We start from the raw sequence: 18721 nt of genomic DNA on the forward strand, positions 1-18721 counted from the left end.
CCGGCTCACGCGGCCGAAAGACTCGGCACGCGTGAGGTCTGGTGCTCCGGTCCGAGGCTCAGCTCAGACCGGGCCGTTTCTCAACAGGGGTTGCCTGCAGTGACCTCGCCTCCTGACACTTGCTGCTCGCCGGCGGCGATGCTGTAGTCCTGATGGTCGTTGTTGTCCCAGGTGCCGGCGCCGTCGTTGAAGGCCGCGGTGATGCCGTCCGCGTCGTCGAGCTGGATGTCCGCCCGGAACCAGCCCACACAGGCCTCGGCCATTGCCACACCCGGAACGTCCGTCCAGCCGCCGTCGCCTTCCTGGTAGTGAATGCGCGGGTTCTCCCAGCCGGTCTCGTAGTACACGGTCAGGTCGGGGCCCTCGCCCGGGGCGGGTTGGGCCTCGCAGGGGTCGCCCTCGGCCAGCTGGCTGTTCGAGACCTGGATGACGCCGGAGCCGATCGTGTAGTTCTCACCGGCGTTGTTGTCCCAGGCGTCGCCGCCGTCGTTGAATGCCGCGGTGATGGTCCGGGCCGTGCCGAGGTCGATCTCGGTGTGGGCCCAGCCTTCGCAGACCTCCGTCAGGGCCTCGCCCGGAGCCTCGGTCCACTCGCCGTCGCCCACCTGGTAGTGGACGTGCGGGGTCTCCCAGTCGGTGGCGTAGAACAGGGACAGCTCGCGCTCCTCCGGCGGCGTCGATCCGTCACCGTCGCCGTCTCCGTCGCCGCTGGCCGGGGTGGCGCCCACGTGCAGAGCCACGGCGGAGTCCGGGCCCACGTGGGCGCTGAAGGTGCCGTCGGCCGCCACGGTCACGGTTTCCCCGGAGCAACCCTCGGACGTGGCGGAGCCGGTGTAGACGTTGCAGTATTCGCCGGCCGGCAGGGAGGTCTGCCAGGTGTGCTGCACACTGTTCGGTCCGCGGTTGGCCACCAGGAAGCCCTGGTCGCCACGGCCGAAGGCCAGGGCGTGGGAGTCGTTGGTCCACGTGTCGGTCACCGGGGCGTCCCCGACGGCGTTGCGGAACCCGACCATGTTGGCCACCTCGGTTTGGGCGTGGAGGCACGTCCAGTTCTCCTCGCCGCAGACGGCGTCGCGGATCCGACCGTCCTCATGCTGCACGGGGCCGGCGTCGTAGTCGCTGAACGAGTAGCCGGAGTGCACCGCGGGCATGCCGTACGGCCAGGCCAGTGTGAAGGCCTGGGCCAGGCGGTAGGCGTCCCCGTCCTTGTAGCTCAGGGTCTCGCCGTTGCGTTCGGTGTCGTGGTTGTCCACGAAGGTGCCGGCGTGCTCGTCGGCGATGAAGCCTTCCCAGGTCTCACCGATGCCCTCGCCGGAGAGCAGCCAGTGGATGTCGCCGCCGTCGAAGGCCTCTTTGAGCTTCCGGCCCCAGGTGAATTCGTGGACGTCGCCCAGGTGCTGGTACTCCTCGGGCTGGATGGGTTCGCCGCCGCCGCGGATGACCTCGGACACCACGTAGATGTCGGTCAGGTCCACGCGGTCCAGGATGCCGGTGAGGTCGTCGGCGGAGATGTGCTTGACCGCATCGATGCGGAAGCCCTCGACGCCCAGGTCGATGAGGTCCTCGAGGTGCTCGGCGATCCGCGACTGGACGTAGTCGGAGCTTGTCTTCAGGTCTGCCAGTCCGAGCAGGTCGCATTCCTGGACCTGCCAGCGGTCGGTGTAGTCCTCCACCTCGCAGCCGTGGTTGTGGAAGTCGTCGGGGGAGTAGGTGCCGGGATAGTTCGTGTGGGTGAACTCGCTGCCGGCCCAACCCACGCCCTCGTCCTGTCCCGTCATGTGGTTGATGACGACGTCGGCGATGACCTTCACGCCGGCGTCGTTGCAGGTGGAGACCATGTCCGCGAACTCGTCGCGGGTACCCAGGCGAGATTCGATCTGGTAGCTCACCGGCTGATAGTGGGTCCACCACGGCTCACCGTGGATGTGCTCCTGGGCCGGTGAGGTCTGCACATAGCCGTAACCGGCCGGGCCGAGCGTCTCGCGGCATTCGCGGGCGATGCTGTTCCAGGTCCACTGGAACAGCACGGCGGTGGTGTCCTTCGTCCCCTCCGCGCTCTGCGCCGCGGTGCGGAGCTCCGGGAGCCGGTCGGTGTGGTGGGCGGAGTTCTGCGAGGCGTTCTCCGCGCCGCGGGCGCCGGCGTGATCGGCCGCCTTGTCGGAGGCCGGGGGCCCGCCGTCGAAGGCGGTGGCCGCAGGCATGGTAGCGGGTGCCAGCATGGCACCGGCCAGTCCGAGAGCCCCTGCTGTCCGCATCGCATGTTTCCGCAAGCGCTTCCAAGGTGAGTGCGGCACAGGCTCCGCCGTACTCTGTGTCGTCGTCATCAGTGCTGTCTCCAAGGTGATGGCATCTCAGTCCGCCGGGAATCGGATGAGAGGCGTCGTCGCCGTAGCATCGGCGACCGCGTCGAGTCGACGTCTCCTGATCGAAGATAGCGTGAATGTGATCCAGATCGCAAGGATTAATGGAAGCGCTTGCAGATACATTCTGTCGAGGTTCGGCCTCGTATGGACGCAGGAGACCCCTCAGTCTGGCGGCCTGGGTGGGCGCCAGACGGAGGGGTCGTCTGCCTCACGGCGGTGAGGTGGCCGGGTCGGGGCCCGGCGGTGTCAGCTGATGCGCCAGTCCGAGATGCCGGTGCGCCATCCGGTGTCCGGGCCGGGGTCCAGGAACTGCTCGTAGCGCACGTCGTCGTCCAGGTGTCGCTTCAGCCAGGCGATGCTGTATTTCGCGATGGTCGTGTTGGGAATGTTCGGGGCGAAGTGGCTGGCTCCGCGCAGCTCCAGGTAGGCCCGCTGCTCGGCGTTGGCCAGGGACTCGTAGAACGGGATGGAGTGGCTGCGCACCGGGGCGGTGCGGTCGTCCTCGGCGCCGATGATCAGGGTGGGGGCGTCCACGGAGCCCCAGTTCTTCTTCGCATTCCACGGAGTCAGCGGCACCACGGCCTGGATCTCGTCCCTGTCCTCGGCGGCCTGCAGGGCCCCGCCACCGCCCATCGAATGCCCCATCACGGCCTGGCGATGCTCATCGATGAGAGGGCCGACGACGTCGTCGTCGATGGCGTGGTCCAGCGCGCTCACAGCTGAGGTTGCCTCCCCCGATTCTCGGACACTGACCAGGCGGGTTCTGCGTGTTCGCGAGCCTGTCGGGAAGGATGTCCGTGATGGGCACGAGGAAGAGGAAGACGTATACACCGGAGTATCGGCGTGAGGCCGCGAGGCTGGTCATCGACACAGGGCGCACGATCGCTGCTGTCGCAGACGAGATCGGTGTCGGCGCGCAGTTGCTGGGCCGGTGGGTGCAGCAAGAGCGCGACCGCGCGGGTGGTGACGCGGACGCGCCGCTGGAGCTGGACGAGCGGGCGGAGCTGGAGCGACTGCGCCGCGAGAACCAGGAGCTGCGGATGGACAATGAGTTCCTGGGAAAAGCGGCGGCCTTCTTCGCTTCGAAGCAGAACCCGAGGAACGGTTCGCGGTGATCGAGGCGGAGAAGGCGGATCCGGGGAACACGTTGACGATCGTCCGGATGTGCCAGCTGCTGGGTGTGGACCGACGTCGGTTCTTCGAGTGGCGGGCGCGAGTGGCCGCGGATCCGTCGCCACGGCAGCAGCGGGCGGCGGAGCTGACCGTGCAGATCCGCGCGTTCCACGCCGCGTCCGACGGCACCTACGGGGCGCCCAGGATCCACGCTGATCTGAAGGATTCCGGGGTGGTCGTGTCCCGGAAGACAGTCGCGAAACTCATGCAAGCGGACGGAATCACGGGGATCAGCCCGGCTACCTGGCATCCGCCGACCACGGTCCGCGGCGAGGACCCGTTCCCGGTTCCCGACCTCGTGGAGCGGGAGTTCGACCAGGGCGAGCGAGACGTGGCCTGGTTCAGCGACATCACCTACCTGCGCACCGGTGAGGGATGGGCGTACCTGTGTGTCGTGAGGGACGGCAACAGCCGCCGGGTCCTCGGGCGCACGGTCGGCGACAGCCTGCACACCGATCTCGTCGAGGACGCGCTCCGGCAGGCCGTCGCGCTGCGCGGTCTCCGACCCCGCAAGGTCATCTTCCACGCCGACAGGGGCACCCAGTACACCAGCGCTCAGCTCGCAAAGGCCGCGACCGAGCTCGGCGTGCTCCGGTCGATGGGCCGGACCGGGGTCTGCTGGGACAACGCGGCCGCGGAATCGTTCTGGTCGACGTTCAAGAACGAGTACTACCACCGGCATGTCTTCGCGACCATCGACGACGCCCGCCGCGGCGCCTACACCTGGATCGACGGCTGGTACAACGCCCGCCGTCGGCACTCCAGCATCGGCTACCTCAGCCCGCTAGAGTACGAACGACGCCAGCTCACGCTGGCAGCCTGACCAACCAACCACCTGTCCGGGAATCGGGGTCAGCCTCACATGGTTCGGCGAGTAGCGTCCGGCCGAGTGGTATACGGAAGCCTCAGTATCCAGGCGACCTCGGCAGAGGGCGGGGTTGCCTGGCTAGGATTCTTCCGCGATCTCGTGGCTCGCGGACTTACCGGGGTCCGCCTGGTCTCCTCGGGGGCGCCCGGGAGGAGGCTCTGGCCTTCACTGGGTTCCCGAAGCGGCTGTGGGCCAAGATCTGGTCTAACAACCCCCTTGAGTGGCTGAGCAAGGAGATCCGCCGGCGCACTGATGTGGTCGGGATCTTCCCTGACCGGGGTGCGATCATCCGGCTGGTTGGTGCGGTGCTCGCCAGCTGAGGCGCTGCCATAGATCCCTCATGAAGGTTGTATACCCCCAGGGGTATTTGGCATGATGGGGTGAGTACCCGCAGGGGTACGCCGAAACTTTTTCGAGAATGAGGAGCGATCGCATGCTTTTGGAGCGGATCTACGACGAGGACCTCGCCCAGGCCAGCTACTTCATCGGCTGCCAGGCCACCAAGGAGGGTATGGTTATCGACGCCCGCCGTGACGTCGGGGAGTATTTCGACCTGGCTGCCAACCACGGCATGCGCATCACCAAGGTCGCCGAGACTCACATCCACGCCGACTACCTCTCCGGCACCCGCGAACTCGCAGCTGCGGCAGAGGCTGAAGCTTTCATCTCCGGAGAAGGCGGCGAAGACTGGCAGTACGGGTTCGAGGCGATTCGGCTGCAGCATGGAGACGTGATCACGCTCGGCAACATCCGTGTGGAGGCCCGGCATGCCCCCGGTCATACCCCTGAGCACCTGGTCTTCCTGGTCACTGACGGTGCCTTTAGCGACGATCCCGGCTACATGATCTCCGGGGATTTCATCTTCGCAGGAGACCTCGGCCGTCCTGACCTGCTCGATGAAGCCGCCGGGGGAGAGGACACCCGGTTCGAAGGAGCCAAGCAGCTCTTCGCGAGCTTGAAGAACGAGTTCCTCACTCTGCCTGATCACATCCTGGTCTACCCCGGGCACGGCGCGGGCAGCGCCTGCGGCAAGGCACTGGGCGCGCTGCCGGCCACCACGGTCGGCTATGAGCGGGCGAATGCGTGGTGGTCCAAGCACCTGGCCGCCGACGACGAGCAGGGCTTCATCGATGAGCTGCTCGACGCTCAGCCCGACGCCCACGCCTACTTCAGTCGGATGAAGCGCGAGAACAAGGACGGCCCCGCCGTGTTGGGCCCGCTGAGCCCACTTCAGGCGTTGACCTCGGATCAGGTGCGCAGCTCTCTAGAGGAGGACCGGGCAATCTTCGTCGACACCCGCACCAATGACGAGGTCAAGAAGGGCACTGTGGTCAGTGCGCTGAACATCCCCGCAAGGGGCAAGTTCGCCAGCTTCGGCGCCTGGGCCTATGACCCAGAGACCGAGTCCAAGCCGTTGATCCTGCTGGCCGCGGATCATGACCAGGCCCAGGACATGCGCAACCATTTGATGCGAGTCGGCATCGATTCGGTCAAGGGCTACACGATCAGCCTGGCTGATCTGCCACAGACCCAACCAGCCACCATCACCCCCGCGGAGCTTGAAGACTTCGAGCCCGCGCTGCTGTTGGATGTGCGCAATAAGTCCGAGCACGCCGCGGGCCACGTTCCGGGATCCAAACAGCTCAGCGCCGGTCGGGTGCTGTGGCACCAGGACCAGCTTCCGAGCTCGGGCCCGATCGTGACCTACTGCCAGTCCGGGGTCCGGAACTCGGTGGCCGCCAGCGCGCTGCGTCGGGAAGGCCACGACATCCGCGAACTCGTCGGCAGCTACGCCGGCTGGGAAGAGTGGAAGCAGTCCAACTGATCCACTGATGGGCGTGTGAACGACCTGCCGCTGAGAACCCCGGCTGAGCCCCTCCATATCGACCCCGAGACGGGGTCGTTGCGACGTCTTTGAAAGGACACCCTCGCTGATGAGCACCACTACTACGGCACCTTCTGGCCCAATGAGCCCCACTGAGCTCGCCGAGAAGATCCGCTCACAGGACACCCCGCTGCTGGTTGATGTGCGCACCCCCGCGGAGCATGAATCCCTGCGAGTCCCCGGATCGCACAACGCCCCGCTGGACTTGTTGCGGAAGAACAAGGAGACCCTGGCCGAGCAGTTCACCGGCGAGATCGTGCTGATCTGCCAGACCGGCAATCGCGCGAACCAGGCCCTGCAGCACTTGTGCGCTGCAGGAGTGGAGACGGCGCGGGTGCTCGAGGGCGGCGTCGTCGCCATGGAGGCCCAGCACAGGCAGCACACCTACCGTGGTCAGCAGCGCTGGGCCATGGACCGTCAGGTCAGGATGGTCGCCGGTTCACTAGTGCTCGCCGGGTTCCTGGGTGGCAAGCTGATCTCCCCGAAGGTCGGCTATCTGGCCGGGGCGATCGGGGCCGGGCTGACCTTCTCCGCGCTGACCGATTCCTGCGCGATGGCGGCGGCGCTGAAGAAGATGCCGTGGAACAAGGTCGAGGCTGATCCAACCGTGGAGAAGCTACTCGCCGAGATCCCGCGCTCCGCCCAGGTTCAGGCACCACAGACATCTGCGGTGCGGTCGCGGAGATGAGCAGTGGGCTCATCCTGGCGATGATCCTCGCCGTCGGGATCGGACTCTCACTGGGTTTGCTTGGCGGCGGGGGCACCATCCTCGCGGTCCCGCTGCTGACTTACGTGGCGGGTTTCCCCGCGCATGAGGCCATTGCCGCGTCGATGTTCATCATCGGAATCACCTCCGCGGTCAGCGTGATCCCTCACGCCAAGCGGGCTAACGTGCAGTGGCGCACCGGGTTCATCTTCGGCGCCTCCGCTATGGCCGGTGCCTTCAGCGGCGGACTCTTAGGCAGCCAACTGCCGAGTGTCGTCCTGATGGTGGCGTTCGGGGTCATGATGGTCGCTACCGCGCTGGCAATGATCCTGGACCGCCGCACCAAGGAAGCTGGTGGGCTGAAGAAGAAGCTGCCCCTGGGCAAAATCATCCTCGAAGGCCTCTTGGTCGGGCTGGTGACCGGCATGGTCGGCGCCGGCGGCGGATTCCTGGTGGTCCCGGCGCTGGTGCTGCTGGGCGGGCTCTCGATGCCCGCCGCGGTGGGCACCTCCCTGCTGATCATCTCGATGAAGTCCTTCACAGGTCTCGCCGGGTATCTCACGTCGGTGAGCATTGACTGGGTGCCAGTGCTGACCATCACTGGTATTACCGTGGCCGGAGCGCTAATCGGATCCGCGTTGGTGAAGTACATCCCGGATAGAGCACTGAAGAAGGCCTTCGGGTGCCTCGTGCTGGCAATGGGAATCGTTGTGTTCTTCCAAGAGCTGCCGCTGGCCTACGGGATTGGTGTGTCCACAGTGGTAGCCCTGCTGCTGGTGATCCTTATGGTCCGCAGATAGAGAGCAACACGTCGGGCCACAGCAGCGGAGGAGACAGACCCCTGCACCGCGCCTCCGAACGACCCTGATGTCGCGCCAGAGACTGGAGCAAACAATTCTGCCAGCGCGGTCGAAGAGGCCCGGGCGCGACGACGAGACCTGCGCCGGGGGCAAGGAGAGAGCGGTGAGCGTCAGCACAGCGCACGCGCTGCGACCGGCCCTCACTGGTTCTAAGCCGCGCCAGCGTGTAGAACTTTAGCCCTAGACAGTCTTAGCGACAGAGAGGCCATGATGCGAGAAGCCGACCCAGAGACCCAGCGGCGCATCGTCAACCGGCTCAAACGAGCTCGCGGTCAGCTGGACTCAGTGATTAGGGCGGTCGAATCCGGAGGCGGGTGCCGAGATGTGGTTACCCAGCTTGCCGCAGTCTCCACCGCCCTGGACCGCGCCGGTTTCAGTGTGGTCTCCTCAGCCATGGAGTTCTGCATCACCGACCCAGAACGTGCAGCGGAAACAGAGGACGGACTAACAGTCGAAGAGCTGGAGAAGCTCTTCCTCTCCCTGTCCTAGTTGTAAGAGGGCGTGACGTTGTTGACACGGGCCGGGACCAGTGAGGCTGGCGGCATCTCACCACAGGCGGTATGCGGTCGATGGTAGTTGTAATGATTGATCCACACGCCCACCGCGTTCCGGCGAGTCTGTTCGGAGGCGTAGATCCGGTGAGGTTGCCCCCGATTCTCGGACACTGACCAGGCGGGTTCTGCGTGTTCGCGAGCCTGTCGGGAAGGATGTCCGTGATGGGCACGAGGAAGAGGAAGACGTATACACCGGAGTATCGGCGTGAGGCCGCGAGGCTGGTCATCGACACAGGGCGCACGATCGCTGCTGTCGCAGACGAGATCGGTGTCGGCGCGCAGTTGCTGGGCCGGTGGGTGCAGCAAGAGCGCGACCGCGCGGGTGGTGACGCGGACGCGCCGCTGGAGCTGGACGAGCGGGCGGAGCTGGAGCGACTGCGCCGCGAGAACCAGGAGCTGCGGATGGACAATGAGTTCCTGGGAAAAGCGGCGGCCTTCTTCGCTTCGAAGCAGAACCCGAGGAACGGTTCGCGGTGATCGAGGCGGAGAAGGCGGATCCGGGGAACACGTTGACGATCGTCCGGATGTGCCAGCTGCTGGGTGTGGACCGACGTCGGTTCTTCGAGTGGCGGGCGCGAGTGGCCGCGGATCCGTCGCCACGGCAGCAGCGGGCGGCGGAGCTGACCGTGCAGATCCGCGCGTTCCACGCCGCGTCCGACGGCACCTACGGGGCGCCCAGGATCCACGCTGATCTGAAGGATTCCGGGGTGGTCGTGTCCCGGAAGACAGTCGCGAAACTCATGCAAGCGGACGGAATCACGGGGATCAGCCCGGCTACCTGGCATCCGCCGACCACGGTCCGCGGCGAGGACCCGTTCCCGGTTCCCGACCTCGTGGAGCGGGAGTTCGACCAGGGCGAGCGAGACGTGGCCTGGTTCAGCGACATCACCTACCTGCGCACCGGTGAGGGATGGGCGTACCTGTGTGTCGTGAGGGACGGCAACAGCCGCCGGGTCCTCGGGCGCACGGTCGGCGACAGCCTGCACACCGATCTCGTCGAGGACGCGCTCCGGCAGGCCGTCGCGCTGCGCGGTCTCCGACCCCGCAAGGTCATCTTCCACGCCGACAGGGGCACCCAGTACACCAGCGCTCAGCTCGCAAAGGCCGCGACCGAGCTCGGCGTGCTCCGGTCGATGGGCCGGACCGGGGTCTGCTGGGACAACGCGGCCGCGGAATCGTTCTGGTCGACGTTCAAGAACGAGTACTACCACCGGCATGTCTTCGCGACCATCGACGACGCCCGCCGCGGCGCCTACACCTGGATCGACGGCTGGTACAACGCCCGCCGTCGGCACTCCAGCATCGGCTACCTCAGCCCGCTAGAGTACGAACGACGCCAGCTCACGCTGGCAGCCTGACCAACCAACCACCTGTCCGGGAATCGGGGTCAGCCTCAAGCTGGGTGGCGCGCTGGCGCGGCTGGTCATAGCGGGAGTTGGTGTCGAAGGTGACTGCCACGAAGCCGAAGGAGGCCAATCGGGGCCCCAGCCAGGAGATCGAGGATTCGCCGGCGGTGTAGCCGGGGGAGATGGCCACGACGCCGAAGGTCTCGTCAGTGCCGGTCGGGTAGTGCATCGTGCCGCCGCGGAAGCCGTCGGCGCTGAACCGTGAGATGCTGCGCTCCCCGACGCTGTAGCTGCTGCGGGTCTGTTCGATGGAGGAGTCTGTGGGGTCGGGTCCACGGGTGAACCCCGTGTCGGCGTGGGCGGCAGGTGCGGTCAGCCCGAGAAGAGCGGCGACGGCCAGGATCATCATGACTGCGCGTCTCATGACGTGTGTGGATCTCCCTTGCGCTTGCGTCGCCCGGAATGGACGACTAATACGTGATGACTTGGCACGATGTGTGCCAAGTCATCACTGTTCAGCTTGTGTCAGCTGATGTCAAGGGTTCATGCAGTCGGTGCGGAGGAACGGTGTCGACGTCTGGCGGTACCGCCGACAGCCTCGGTTCAGCTCTTCGCCGGACCCATCTCGGCCGCGGGGTCCGTCCACCGTCCCGCCCGGACGCCGCGGTGGTAGATCATGCCGGCGGAGATCGCCACGATGAACAGCACCGCCATGGGGATCAGCACGATGTAGACGCTGCCCGTGGCATACATGACAGGGATGGAGATCGCCGTGATCAGCCCTCCGCCGAAGAATGGCTCGAAGGCCAGCTGCTTGTAGCCGAAGGCCTCCAGCGCGGGGGACTCGTCATCCGGATCGGCCACCCGCAACAGCGCCAGACCGGTGGCGGTCACGCCCATGGACTGGCCGAAGTCGGCGATGCCGCGCTCCAGCCAGAACTCCGGGACGATCCGCGGGGTGAAGTAGAGCAGCATGAAGGTGCAGAACGCGACCCCTGCCACGGAGAGGATCAAGAAGGTCTGCCAGAACTCGGCGATCACCGTCAGCGAGATCGTGGCGAGCGCGGCGACGATCAGGATGTCCAGGGCGAGCCCCTGGATGCGCTTCATCATCTCGTGGTCCAGCAGGCTGGTGTTGCCGGTGCGGTCGAGCACCACCTGGATGATCACTCCACCGATCATGGCCAGCGGGAACAGCGGTACGTAGCCCAGCAGGGTGGTCCCCTCCTCCCCGGGAGCGGTCCACAGCGAGTCGGGCTGGCCCCACAGGGCGTCCTCGATCCATACGATCCCCTCCAGCAGCAGCCAGCCGATGATCACGGCGAGGCCGACGACGGCGACGTGCAGGGTCAGCGGCTCGATGGAGCCGGGGCGGGCCGTCATGCGACCGGCGTAGACGGTCTCGTCATCGGAGTAGAGGCCGCGCAGCTCGGCGGTGGACTGCTCCGAGACCTTCTTCAGCACACGGGTGCGACCCGTGCGCACACCCCAGTTCACCACTGCGACGCCGATGACGATCGCCGAGACCAGGCCGACGGTGGCCATCGCCAGGGCGAGGTCCGCGGCCTCCGGGATGCCCATGTCCTCGAACGCCGGCCGCATGCCGCCGGCGGTGCCGTGACCGCCCTCGAAGGCGATCTCGATCAGCGCCCCCATCATCGGGTCGATGCCGAACAGCGGGGCGAGCACCAACAGGGCGAGGAGGAGCCCGACCACATACTGGCCGGAGCCGTAGGCCACACCGATCGACAGCTGCGGGCCGGCAAGCTTGGCGACGCGCTTGGGAGAGGGGATCCGGGAACCGAGGAAGAGTGTGGCGAAGACCACCGAGATCAGCAGGCCGGGCATCTCGCCCCAGACGTCGAAGATGTCCGCGGTGAACATCCCGCCATCGCCCAGCCACTCGATGCCCAGCGGCTCCGCGAGCCTCCCGATGACCTCCGGGCCGAGGATCAGTCCGAGGAACCCGGCGATGATGCAGCTGGGAAGCAGGAGCTTCTGGATGAACGGGACCTTCACGCGAAGGTACTTGCCGAGCAGCATGATCGCCGCCAGCAGCACGATCGCGAACCCGATGGACTGGGGACTCATCGTCGTGTCCTCTTCCTCCCGTGTCACGGGTGGTTCTAGCACCGCCGCCGTGGGTCGGTGCGCAGGTGGTCTTCCTCGCAGGGAGACGCCGGGTCGACGACGTAGACTGGGCTCGCCGTCCGCACCGGGCGTGACGGGCAGTCCGCTGTCGCGGCGCATCCCAGGGAGCCCCAGGCCAGCAGTTCTCTGGCCAGGAACGCCTCAGGGTGGTGTGATCCGTATCGCGTGACCTGTCTGACAGGCCCGGGATCCACAGTGTAAGGCGTGAAAGTCGAGTTCGCTATGCCCATCTCATCTCCCGCCGGAGAGTCCTCTGAGCACACCTCTGCAGGTCAGCCCACTGCCGAGGGTTCCGACGTCGCCGGCACCCCCGAGCAGCGCCGCACCACCGTGGTCGGAGACCTCGTGCGCGGCGCGCTCATCGGCACGGTGGAGACCGTTCCCGGAGTCTCGGGCGGCACCGTCGCGCTCGTCGTCGGGATTTACACCCAGTTGATCGACTCCGCCTCGCATGTCGTCTCGGCGGGCCGCAGGCTGATCACCGGGCCCGAGCGGCTGGTCGGCATGCGCCATCACCTCACCGCAGTGCGCTGGAAACTGGTGATCCCGGTGCTGATCGGCATGGCGCTGGCCGTGTTCACCATCGCCGGCCCCATGGCCGACGCGGTGGAGAACCACCCGGAGGCCACTCGTGCCGCGTTCTTCGGCATGGTGCTGGCCTCCATCGCCGTGCCGCTGCGCATGGCCCTGCACGTCCCCGGTGCCCCAGGGACCGGATCGGGACGCACCTGGAGCCTGCGTGCGCTGAGCTGGCGTCACCTGGCCGCCGGACTGGTGGCCGCAGGGGCCACCTTCTGGCTGGTCTCCGTGCCGCCCACCGTCGTGGAGGCGACTCCGGCGACCATCGTCCCCGCCGCCGCCGTCGCCGTCTCCGCGCTGCTGCTGCCTGGTCTCTCGGGCTCCTTCCTGCTGCTGACCTTCGGGCTCTACGAGCCGACGCTGCGCGCGGTGGAGGAGCGGGACCTGGGCTACCTTGCGCTCTTCGCCGCGGGGATGGTGCTCGGGGTGATCGTCCTGGTGAAGCTGCTGCAGTGGCTGCTGGAGCACCGCCACAGGATCACCATGGTGGTCCTGGCCGGAGTGATGCTCGGGGCGCTGCGCACCCTGTGGCCTTGGCAGGACGAGGACCGCGGGCTGCTCGAGGCCTCCGGCGACCTTCTGCCGATCCTCGGGCTGGCGGCGGCCGGGTTCGCGGTGGTCACGGTGCTGGTGATCCTGGATGCCCGGATGGTCGCGAAGCAGGAGCGGCAGGGGCAGGGCGTCTGAGCTGAGCGGACGCCCTCCCCGACCTTCCGCCCACCTCGACTGGGGGCTCTGGGCGCTCTGGGGCCGGAAGGGGCCTGCTCGGCGTGCTGGTGGCACTGTCGCTGAGGACAGCGGAGAGTGATTCACTCGGCGTGAGGCGGGTAAGATGGGCCACAGGTCAACTGAATACGCCATGCCCCCTGCATGGGAGAGCCCGGAGCGCGTCGCCGAGAGGCGGGTGCGAGCACCGGCGCCGAAGGAGCAACATCCTCCCCAGGAATCTCTCAGGCACCCGTACCGTGCAGGGGTGGCGACTCTGGAAAGCAGGACCCGCTGACAGGCCGCATGTGTGGCCCGTGACGTCGGTGTCCTCACCCACGGTGCAAGCCCGGCCTCCTCGACGGCGACATCTCGCCTGATGCCGGGTCAAACTCTCAGGTTCCCTACAGAGCTCGGGGAGGGACACGAACACGTCCACCCCCTCTGCGCTCCGGAAGGAACCCTCCCCGATGACGAGCAGCACCTCCAGCAGCACCTTCGGTCCCACCACCGACGACGACGCCCAGCCCGCCTTCTCCGTGCCCGCCGGCTTCGCCTCCCGGCACATCGGCCCCACCTCCGAGGCGGCGGCCACCATGCTGGCAGCTCTGGGTCACGATTCGCTGGCCGAGCTGGTCGACGCCGCCGTCCCCGGCTCCATCCGGCAGTCCGCGCCCCTGGATCTGCCCGCCGCGCTCTCTGAGGCGGAGGCCCTGGAGGCGCTGCGCGGCTATGCCCGCCGCAACACCGTGATGACGCAGATGATCGGGCAGGGCTTCTCCGGTACGCACACCCCGCAGGTGATCCTGCGCAACGTGCTCGAGAACCCCGCCTGGTACACCGCGTACACGCCGTACCAGCCGGAGATCTCCCAGGGCCGGCTGGAGGCGCTGCTGAACTTCCAGACCATGGTCGCCGACCTCACCGGACTGGACATCGCCAACGCCTCACTGCTGGACGAGGCCTCTGCGGTGGCCGAGGCGATCCTGCTCATGCGCCGCGCCAACAAGAAGAAGGCCCAGGGCACCGTAGTGCTCGATGCCGACATCTTCCCGCAGACCCGCCAGGTCGTCGCGGGTCGCGCGAAGGCCGTCGGGATCGACGTGCAGCTCGTCGACCTCGCCACCGAGGGTCTGCCGGAGGGTGAGCTGTGCGGCGTGGTGCTGCAGCAGCCGGGGGACTCCGGCGCCGTCGTCGACCACTCGGCACTGATCAGCGAGGCCAAAGAGCGTGGAGCGATGGTCACCGTCGCCGCCGACCTGCTGTCCCTGACGCTGATCACCCCGCCGGGGGAACAGGGTGCGGACATCGCGGTGGGCAGCTCCCAGCGCTTCGGGGTGCCGCTGTTCTTCGGCGGACCGCACGCCGCCTACATGGCGGTGCGCTCAGGGCTGCAGCGGCAGCTTCCCGGGCGTCTGGTGGGGGTCTCCCATGACGCCGAGGGCCGCCCCGCCTACCGGCTCGCTCTGCAGACCCGCGAGCAGCACATCCGCCGCGAGAAGGCCACCTCCAACATCTGCACCGCCCAGGCGCTGCTGGCCGTGGCCGCCTCCATGTACGGCGTCTACCACGGCCCGGAGGGCCTCACGCGCATCGCTGAACGTGTTCACGGCCACGCGTGCGCCCTGGCCGCCGGGCTGAAGGCCGGCCGACGTCGACTGGTCAGCGAGTCCTTCTTCGACACCGTCCAGGTGCGGCTGGACCTCGACGCCGAGGCCGAGCACATCCTGTTCGCCGCCGAGGAGGCCGGGATCAACCTGCGCCGGGTGGACGAGACCACCGTGGGCATCAGCGTGGACGAGACCACCACCGCCGAGCACGTGGACGCGGTGCTGCGGGCCTTCGGTGCCCCGATTGAAGCCTCGGAAGGCACGCCGGCCGGCTCTGCGGCTGACTCGGGGGACGATCGCACGGCCTTCCCCGAGTCCCTGCGCCGCACCAGCGAGTTCATGACCCATCCGATCTTCCACGAGGTCCGCTCCGAGACCCAGATGATGCGGTATCTGCGAAAGCTCGCCGATCGGGATCTGGCCCTGGACCGCACCATGATCCCGCTGGGCTCGTGCACCATGAAGCTCAACGCCGCCACGGAGATGGAGGCCATCTCCTGGCCGGAGTTCGCCGGCATCCACCCGTACGCGCCGGCCGAGCAGGCCGCCGGCTGGCGGGCGCTCATCGAGGACCTCGAGGCGAAGCTGACGGCGGTGACCGGCTATGCGGCCGTCTCCATCCAGCCCAATGCCGGCTCCCAGGGGGAGTACGCCGGGCTGCTGGCCATCCACCAGTATCACCTGGCCAATGGCGACGCCGACCGGGACATCTGTCTGATTCCGGCCTCCGCCCACGGCACCAACGCCTCGTCGGCCGTGCTGGCCGGCCTGCAGGTCGCTGTGGTCGCCACTGCCGAGGACGGCACCATCGAGATGGCGGACCTGCAGGCCAAGACCGCCCAGTATCCGGACCGGATCGCCGCGATCATGCTCACCTACCCCTCCACCCATGGCGTCTACGAGGCCGAGGTCCGGGAGGTCTGCCGCATCGTCCATGAGGCGGGAGGCCAGGTGTACGTGGACGGCGCCAACCTCAACGCGCTGGTGGGTCTGGCCCAGCCGGGTGAGTTCGGCGGTGACGTCAGCCACCTGAACCTGCACAAGACCTTCTGCATCCCCCATGGGGGCGGTGGCCCCGGCGTCGGACCGGTGGCCGTGGCCGAACACCTGAAGCCCTTCCTGCCCAGCACCGCAGTGGGCGGCGCGGGGGAGAACGGCGCGGGCACCGACGCCGTCTCCCGTGGGGGTGCTCCGGTGACGTCCACCCCCTACGGCTCGGCCGGGGTGCTGCCCATCTCCTGGGCCTACCTGGCGATGATGGGGGCCGAGGGCCTGACCAGCGCCACCGCTCACGCGCTGCTGGGCGCCAACTACATCGCTCGGCGACTGTCGGAGCATTTCCCCACCCTCTACACGGGCGAGGGCGGGCTGGTGGCCCATGAGTGCATCCTGGACCTGCGCGAGCTCACCAAGCTCTCCGGCATCACGGCTGAGGATGTCTGCAAGCGGCTCATCGACTACGGCTTCCACGCGCCGACACTGGCCTTCCCCGTCAACGGGACCCTGATGGTCGAGCCCACCGAGTCTGAGGATCTGGCTGAGATCGACCGGTTCGTCGAGGCGATGATCGCCGTGCGGGCCGAGATCCAGCAGGTCATCGATGGCGAGCTGGAGGCTGCGGACTCACCGTTGCGGCACGCACCCCACCCGGCCGCCGTCGTCGCCTCGGATGAGTGGGACCGCGCCTACTCCCGGCAACAGGGCGCCTTCCCGGTCTCCGGAGTGCTGCAGGACAAGTACTTCCCGCCGGTGAGCCGCATCGACGGCGCCCACGGAGACCGCAACCTGGTGTGCAGCTGCCCGCCGCCGGAGGCCTTCGAGATCCGCTGAGCACCCAGTCCCCGTCCCCGTACACGCTCCGTACCCGCACAGATCGTCTTCTCGTTGCGGATCGTCTCTGCATCCAGCGGCGATCCGCAAGGAAGAGACGATGAACTGATCAGGAGAGCTCCCATGACCGAGACCACCTCACAGCCGGGCCAGACGACGACGTCGACGGCCCCGGACCTGCGCGACACGGCTCTGGCCGCCGAACACGAGGCACTGGGCGCCAGCTTCACCGACTTCGGCGGCTGGCGCATGCCGCTGAAGTACACCTCCGAACTCACCGAGCACCACGCGGTGCGCCAGTCCGCCGGTCTCTTCGACCTCTCCCACATGGGCGAGATCAGGGTGGCGGGCCCCGACGCCGCCGCCTACCTCAACACGGCCCTGGTGGGGAACTTCGCGAAGGTCCGCATCGGCAAGGCCAAGTACTCGCTGATCTGCCGAGAGGACGGCGGAATCCTCGACGATCTGATCGGCTACCGCATCACCGAGGACGAGTACCTCATCGTCCCCAACGCCTCGAACCGGGAGACGGTCTTCGCTGCGATGGAGGAGCGTGCCGCCGGCTTCGACGTCGAGGTCTGGGATGAGTCCGAGGCGATCAGCCTCATCGCCGTCCAGGGGCCCCAGGCCCAGAACATCGTGTCCTCCCTGGTGCGCATGGACGAGACCACGATCGTGGAGAACCTGCCCTACTACGCGGCGGACACCGTCACCATCGGTGGGGAGGAGATCCTGCTGGCCCGCACCGGCTACACCGGTGAGGACGGCTTCGAGATGTTCCTGCGCGATGACAAGGCCGGTGCCCTGTGGCGGGCCCTGCTCAGCGGCGGCGAGGACTTCGGGCTGACCCCCTGCGGGCTGGCCTGCCGTGACTCGCTGCGCCTGGAGGCCGGCATGCCGCTCTACGGCAACGAGCTCTCCACCGAGCGGACCAGCTTCGAGGCCGGGCTGCCGGTGGTCGCGCTCTCCAAGGAGGAGGACTTCGTGGGCCGCGCCGCTCTGGAGCAGGCCAAGGAGGAGGGTCGCGGGAAGACCACCGGCCAGCGGCTCGTCGGACTGACGGGCCTGGGCCGCCGGGCCGGACGCGGCGGCCACCCGGTGCTCGCCACCGCGGGAGATCGCGCCGGCCAGCCGGTCGGCGAGGTGACCTCCGGTCAGCCCAGCCCCACCCTGGGCCACCCGATCGCCATGGCCTATGTGGACGTGGAGTTCAGCGAGCCCGGCACGCGGCTCGACATCGACGTGCGCGGCAAGGGGCAGCCTTTCGAGGTCGTCCAGCTGCCCTTCTACCGCAGGGAGAGGTGACCTGCCATGGCCATCAGTGTCTTTGATCTGTTCAGTGTCGGGATCGGTCCGTCGTCTTCCCATACTGTGGGGCCGATGCGGGCTGCGCGGCGTTTCGTGGTCGAGGAGCTGACCGACCACCTGGAGGCAGCGGAAGGTGATCCTCTGGCGGAGGTCCGGGTGGATCTCTATGGATCTCTGGCCGCTACGGGGCAGGGCCACGGCACGTTCGACGCCGTGCTGCTGGGCCTGGAGGGTTGGGATGCTGAGGAGATCCTTCCCGAGCAGGTCGAGGAGCGGTTAGCCGATATGCGGGCCACAGGCACGGTCCGTGTGGCTGAGCAGCTGGGGCGACGTCGTGACATCACGCTGCGTACCGAGGACCTGGTGCTGAGGCCCCTGACCTTCCTGCCGCAGCACAGCAACGGAATGGCCATCACAGCCCTCGACGACGACGGCGGCGTCTTGGCCGAGCAGACCTATTTCTCCATCGGCGGCGGGTTCGTGCTCACCGCCGCCGAGGCTGAGGAGGCCTCCCTGGGTGATGCCGTGGAGTCCACCGAGGCGGAGGTCCCCCACCCCTTCACCACGGCGGCCGAGCTCATGGAGCACTGCCGCAGCACCGGCCGGGCTGTCTCTGAGGTGATGATGGCCAATGAGACCGTGATGCGCCCGGAGGAGGAGGTCCGGGCGGGGGTGCTGCACATCTGGGGTGTCATGGAGGAGTGTAAGAACTCCGCGTTGGGCCGCACCGGGGTGCTGCCGGGTGGGTTGAACGTCCGGCGTCGTGCTCCGGGGTGGCATGCC

14 protein-coding genes, 2 pseudogenes and 1 riboswitch are annotated in these 18721 nt (G+C 67.6%); of the genes and pseudogenes, 11 read left to right on the forward strand and 5 right to left on the reverse strand.

All coding sequences use genetic code 11. The features are described from left to right. Positions 1 to 80: 80 nt before the first annotated feature. Together ODE13_RS09435 and ODE13_RS09440 are read right to left on the reverse strand one after the other, a co-directional pair. Positions 81 to 2219, reverse strand: coding sequence for a carbohydrate binding domain-containing protein (locus ODE13_RS09435; RefSeq protein ID WP_322479043.1), 2139 nt, complete (start codon positions 2217 to 2219; stop codon positions 81 to 83). Between the two features lie 390 nt (positions 2220 to 2609). Then, on the reverse strand, positions 2610 to 3194 hold the full coding sequence (locus ODE13_RS09440; RefSeq protein ID WP_416210634.1) for an alpha/beta hydrolase family protein: 585 nt from the start codon (positions 3192 to 3194) through the stop codon (positions 2610 to 2612). On the opposite strand from ODE13_RS09440, the gene ODE13_RS09450 reads away from it, so the two are divergent. From ODE13_RS09450 to ODE13_RS09475, 6 genes and pseudogenes are all read left to right on the forward strand, one after another. After that, positions 3164 to 4359 (forward strand): IS3 family transposase gene (locus ODE13_RS09450; RefSeq protein ID WP_416210636.1). Its coding sequence is split into 2 segments (ribosomal slippage): positions 3164 to 3434 and positions 3434 to 4359, totalling 1197 coding nucleotides; the frame shifts between segments, so codons are not numbered across the junction. The two genes, ODE13_RS09440 and ODE13_RS09450, sit on opposite strands and share 31 nt — an antisense overlap. Before the next feature lie 179 nt (positions 4360 to 4538). Beyond that, positions 4539 to 4718 (forward strand): annotated as a pseudogene (locus ODE13_RS16930) (transposase); the annotation flags it as partial. A gap of 119 nt (positions 4719 to 4837) precedes the next feature. Further along, positions 4838 to 6229, forward strand: coding sequence for an MBL fold metallo-hydrolase (locus tag ODE13_RS09460; RefSeq protein WP_322479047.1), 1392 nt, complete (start codon positions 4838 to 4840; stop codon positions 6227 to 6229). A 142-nt stretch (positions 6230 to 6371) separates the two neighbouring features. Further along, on the forward strand, positions 6372 to 6977 hold the full coding sequence (locus ODE13_RS09465; protein ID WP_322479048.1) for a rhodanese-like domain-containing protein: 606 nt from the start codon (positions 6372 to 6374) through the stop codon (positions 6975 to 6977). Then, entirely contained in the window at positions 6974 to 7795 is an 822-nt protein-coding gene (locus ODE13_RS09470; protein ID WP_322479049.1) for a sulfite exporter TauE/SafE family protein, read from the forward strand. Before ODE13_RS09465 ends, ODE13_RS09470 begins: the two co-directional genes overlap by 4 nt. Before the next feature lie 270 nt (positions 7796 to 8065). Beyond that, positions 8066 to 8344 (forward strand): metal-sensitive transcriptional regulator, encoded by a 279-nt coding sequence (locus ODE13_RS09475; RefSeq protein WP_322479064.1) that lies wholly within the window; start codon positions 8066 to 8068, stop codon positions 8342 to 8344. On the opposite strand, the pseudogene ODE13_RS09480 reads toward ODE13_RS09475, so the two are convergent. Beyond that, a pseudogene (locus ODE13_RS09480) lies at positions 8341 to 8493 on the reverse strand (integrase core domain-containing protein); the annotation flags it as partial. The gene ODE13_RS09475 and the pseudogene ODE13_RS09480 sit on opposite strands and share 4 nt — an antisense overlap. 78 nt (positions 8494 to 8571) lie before the next feature. Between ODE13_RS09480 and ODE13_RS09490 the strand changes: the two are divergent. Continuing rightward, positions 8572 to 9767 (forward strand): IS3 family transposase gene (locus tag ODE13_RS09490; protein WP_416210636.1). Its coding sequence is split into 2 segments (ribosomal slippage): positions 8572 to 8842 and positions 8842 to 9767, totalling 1197 coding nucleotides; the frame shifts between segments, so codons are not numbered across the junction. Here ODE13_RS09490 and ODE13_RS09495 read toward each other — a convergent pair. Next, positions 9751 to 10179 (reverse strand): hypothetical protein, encoded by a 429-nt coding sequence (locus ODE13_RS09495; RefSeq protein WP_322479050.1) that lies wholly within the window; start codon positions 10177 to 10179, stop codon positions 9751 to 9753. The genes ODE13_RS09490 and ODE13_RS09495 overlap by 17 nt on opposite strands. Positions 10180 to 10358: 179 nt before the next feature. Next, positions 10359 to 11846 carry a sodium/glutamate symporter gene (locus ODE13_RS09500; RefSeq protein ID WP_322479051.1) on the reverse strand — a complete coding sequence of 496 codons (1488 nt, stop codon included), beginning with the start codon at positions 11844 to 11846 and terminating at the stop codon, positions 10359 to 10361. A 282-nt stretch (positions 11847 to 12128) separates the two neighbouring features. Here ODE13_RS09500 and ODE13_RS09505 point away from each other — a divergent pair, with 282 nt between their 5' ends. The 4 genes from ODE13_RS09505 to ODE13_RS09520 all read left to right on the forward strand — a co-directional run. After that, a complete protein-coding gene (locus ODE13_RS09505; RefSeq protein WP_322479052.1) occupies positions 12129 to 13172 on the forward strand; it encodes a DUF368 domain-containing protein in 1044 nt (347 codons plus the stop codon). Between the two features lie 174 nt (positions 13173 to 13346). After that, positions 13347 to 13461, forward strand: a riboswitch (glycine riboswitch). 199 nt (positions 13462 to 13660) lie between these two features. Next, positions 13661 to 16630, forward strand: a complete 2970-nt coding sequence (gene gcvP, locus ODE13_RS09510) for an aminomethyl-transferring glycine dehydrogenase (protein ID WP_322479053.1) — start codon at positions 13661 to 13663, stop codon at positions 16628 to 16630. 123 nt (positions 16631 to 16753) lie between these two features. After that, positions 16754 to 17935: a glycine cleavage system aminomethyltransferase GcvT gene (gene gcvT, locus ODE13_RS09515; RefSeq protein ID WP_322479054.1), complete on the forward strand. Its 1182-nt coding sequence runs from the start codon at positions 16754 to 16756 to the stop codon at positions 17933 to 17935. A gap of 6 nt (positions 17936 to 17941) precedes the next feature. Beyond that, on the forward strand, positions 17942 to 18721 hold a 780-nt coding region (locus ODE13_RS09520), incomplete at its 3' end, for a serine dehydratase beta chain (RefSeq protein ID WP_322479055.1).

The sequence above is a fragment of the Nesterenkonia sp. HG001 genome (assembly GCF_034438835.1).
Lineage (GTDB): Bacteria > Actinomycetota > Actinomycetes > Actinomycetales > Micrococcaceae > Nesterenkonia > Nesterenkonia xinjiangensis.

Coding starts and splice junctions, on each gene's coding strand:
- ODE13_RS09500 (WP_322479051.1), bottom strand. CDS start 11,846: ATGAGTCCCCAGTCCATCGGGTTCGCGATCGTGCTGCTGGCGGCGATC.
- ODE13_RS09435 (WP_322479043.1), bottom strand. CDS start 2,219: ATGCTGGCACCCGCTACCATGCCTGCGGCCACCGCCTTCGACGGCGGG.
- ODE13_RS09470 (WP_322479049.1), top strand. CDS start 6,974: ATGAGCAGTGGGCTCATCCTGGCGATGATCCTCGCCGTCGGGATCGGA.
- ODE13_RS09475 (WP_322479064.1), top strand. CDS start 8,066: ATGCGAGAAGCCGACCCAGAGACCCAGCGGCGCATCGTCAACCGGCTC.
- ODE13_RS09505 (WP_322479052.1), top strand. CDS start 12,129: ATGCCCATCTCATCTCCCGCCGGAGAGTCCTCTGAGCACACCTCTGCA.
- ODE13_RS09465 (WP_322479048.1), top strand. CDS start 6,372: ATGAGCCCCACTGAGCTCGCCGAGAAGATCCGCTCACAGGACACCCCG.
- ODE13_RS09495 (WP_322479050.1), bottom strand. CDS start 10,179: ATGAGACGCGCAGTCATGATGATCCTGGCCGTCGCCGCTCTTCTCGGG.
- gcvP (WP_322479053.1), top strand. CDS start 13,661: ATGACGAGCAGCACCTCCAGCAGCACCTTCGGTCCCACCACCGACGAC.
- ODE13_RS09460 (WP_322479047.1), top strand. CDS start 4,838: ATGCTTTTGGAGCGGATCTACGACGAGGACCTCGCCCAGGCCAGCTAC.
- gcvT (WP_322479054.1), top strand. CDS start 16,754: ATGACCGAGACCACCTCACAGCCGGGCCAGACGACGACGTCGACGGCC.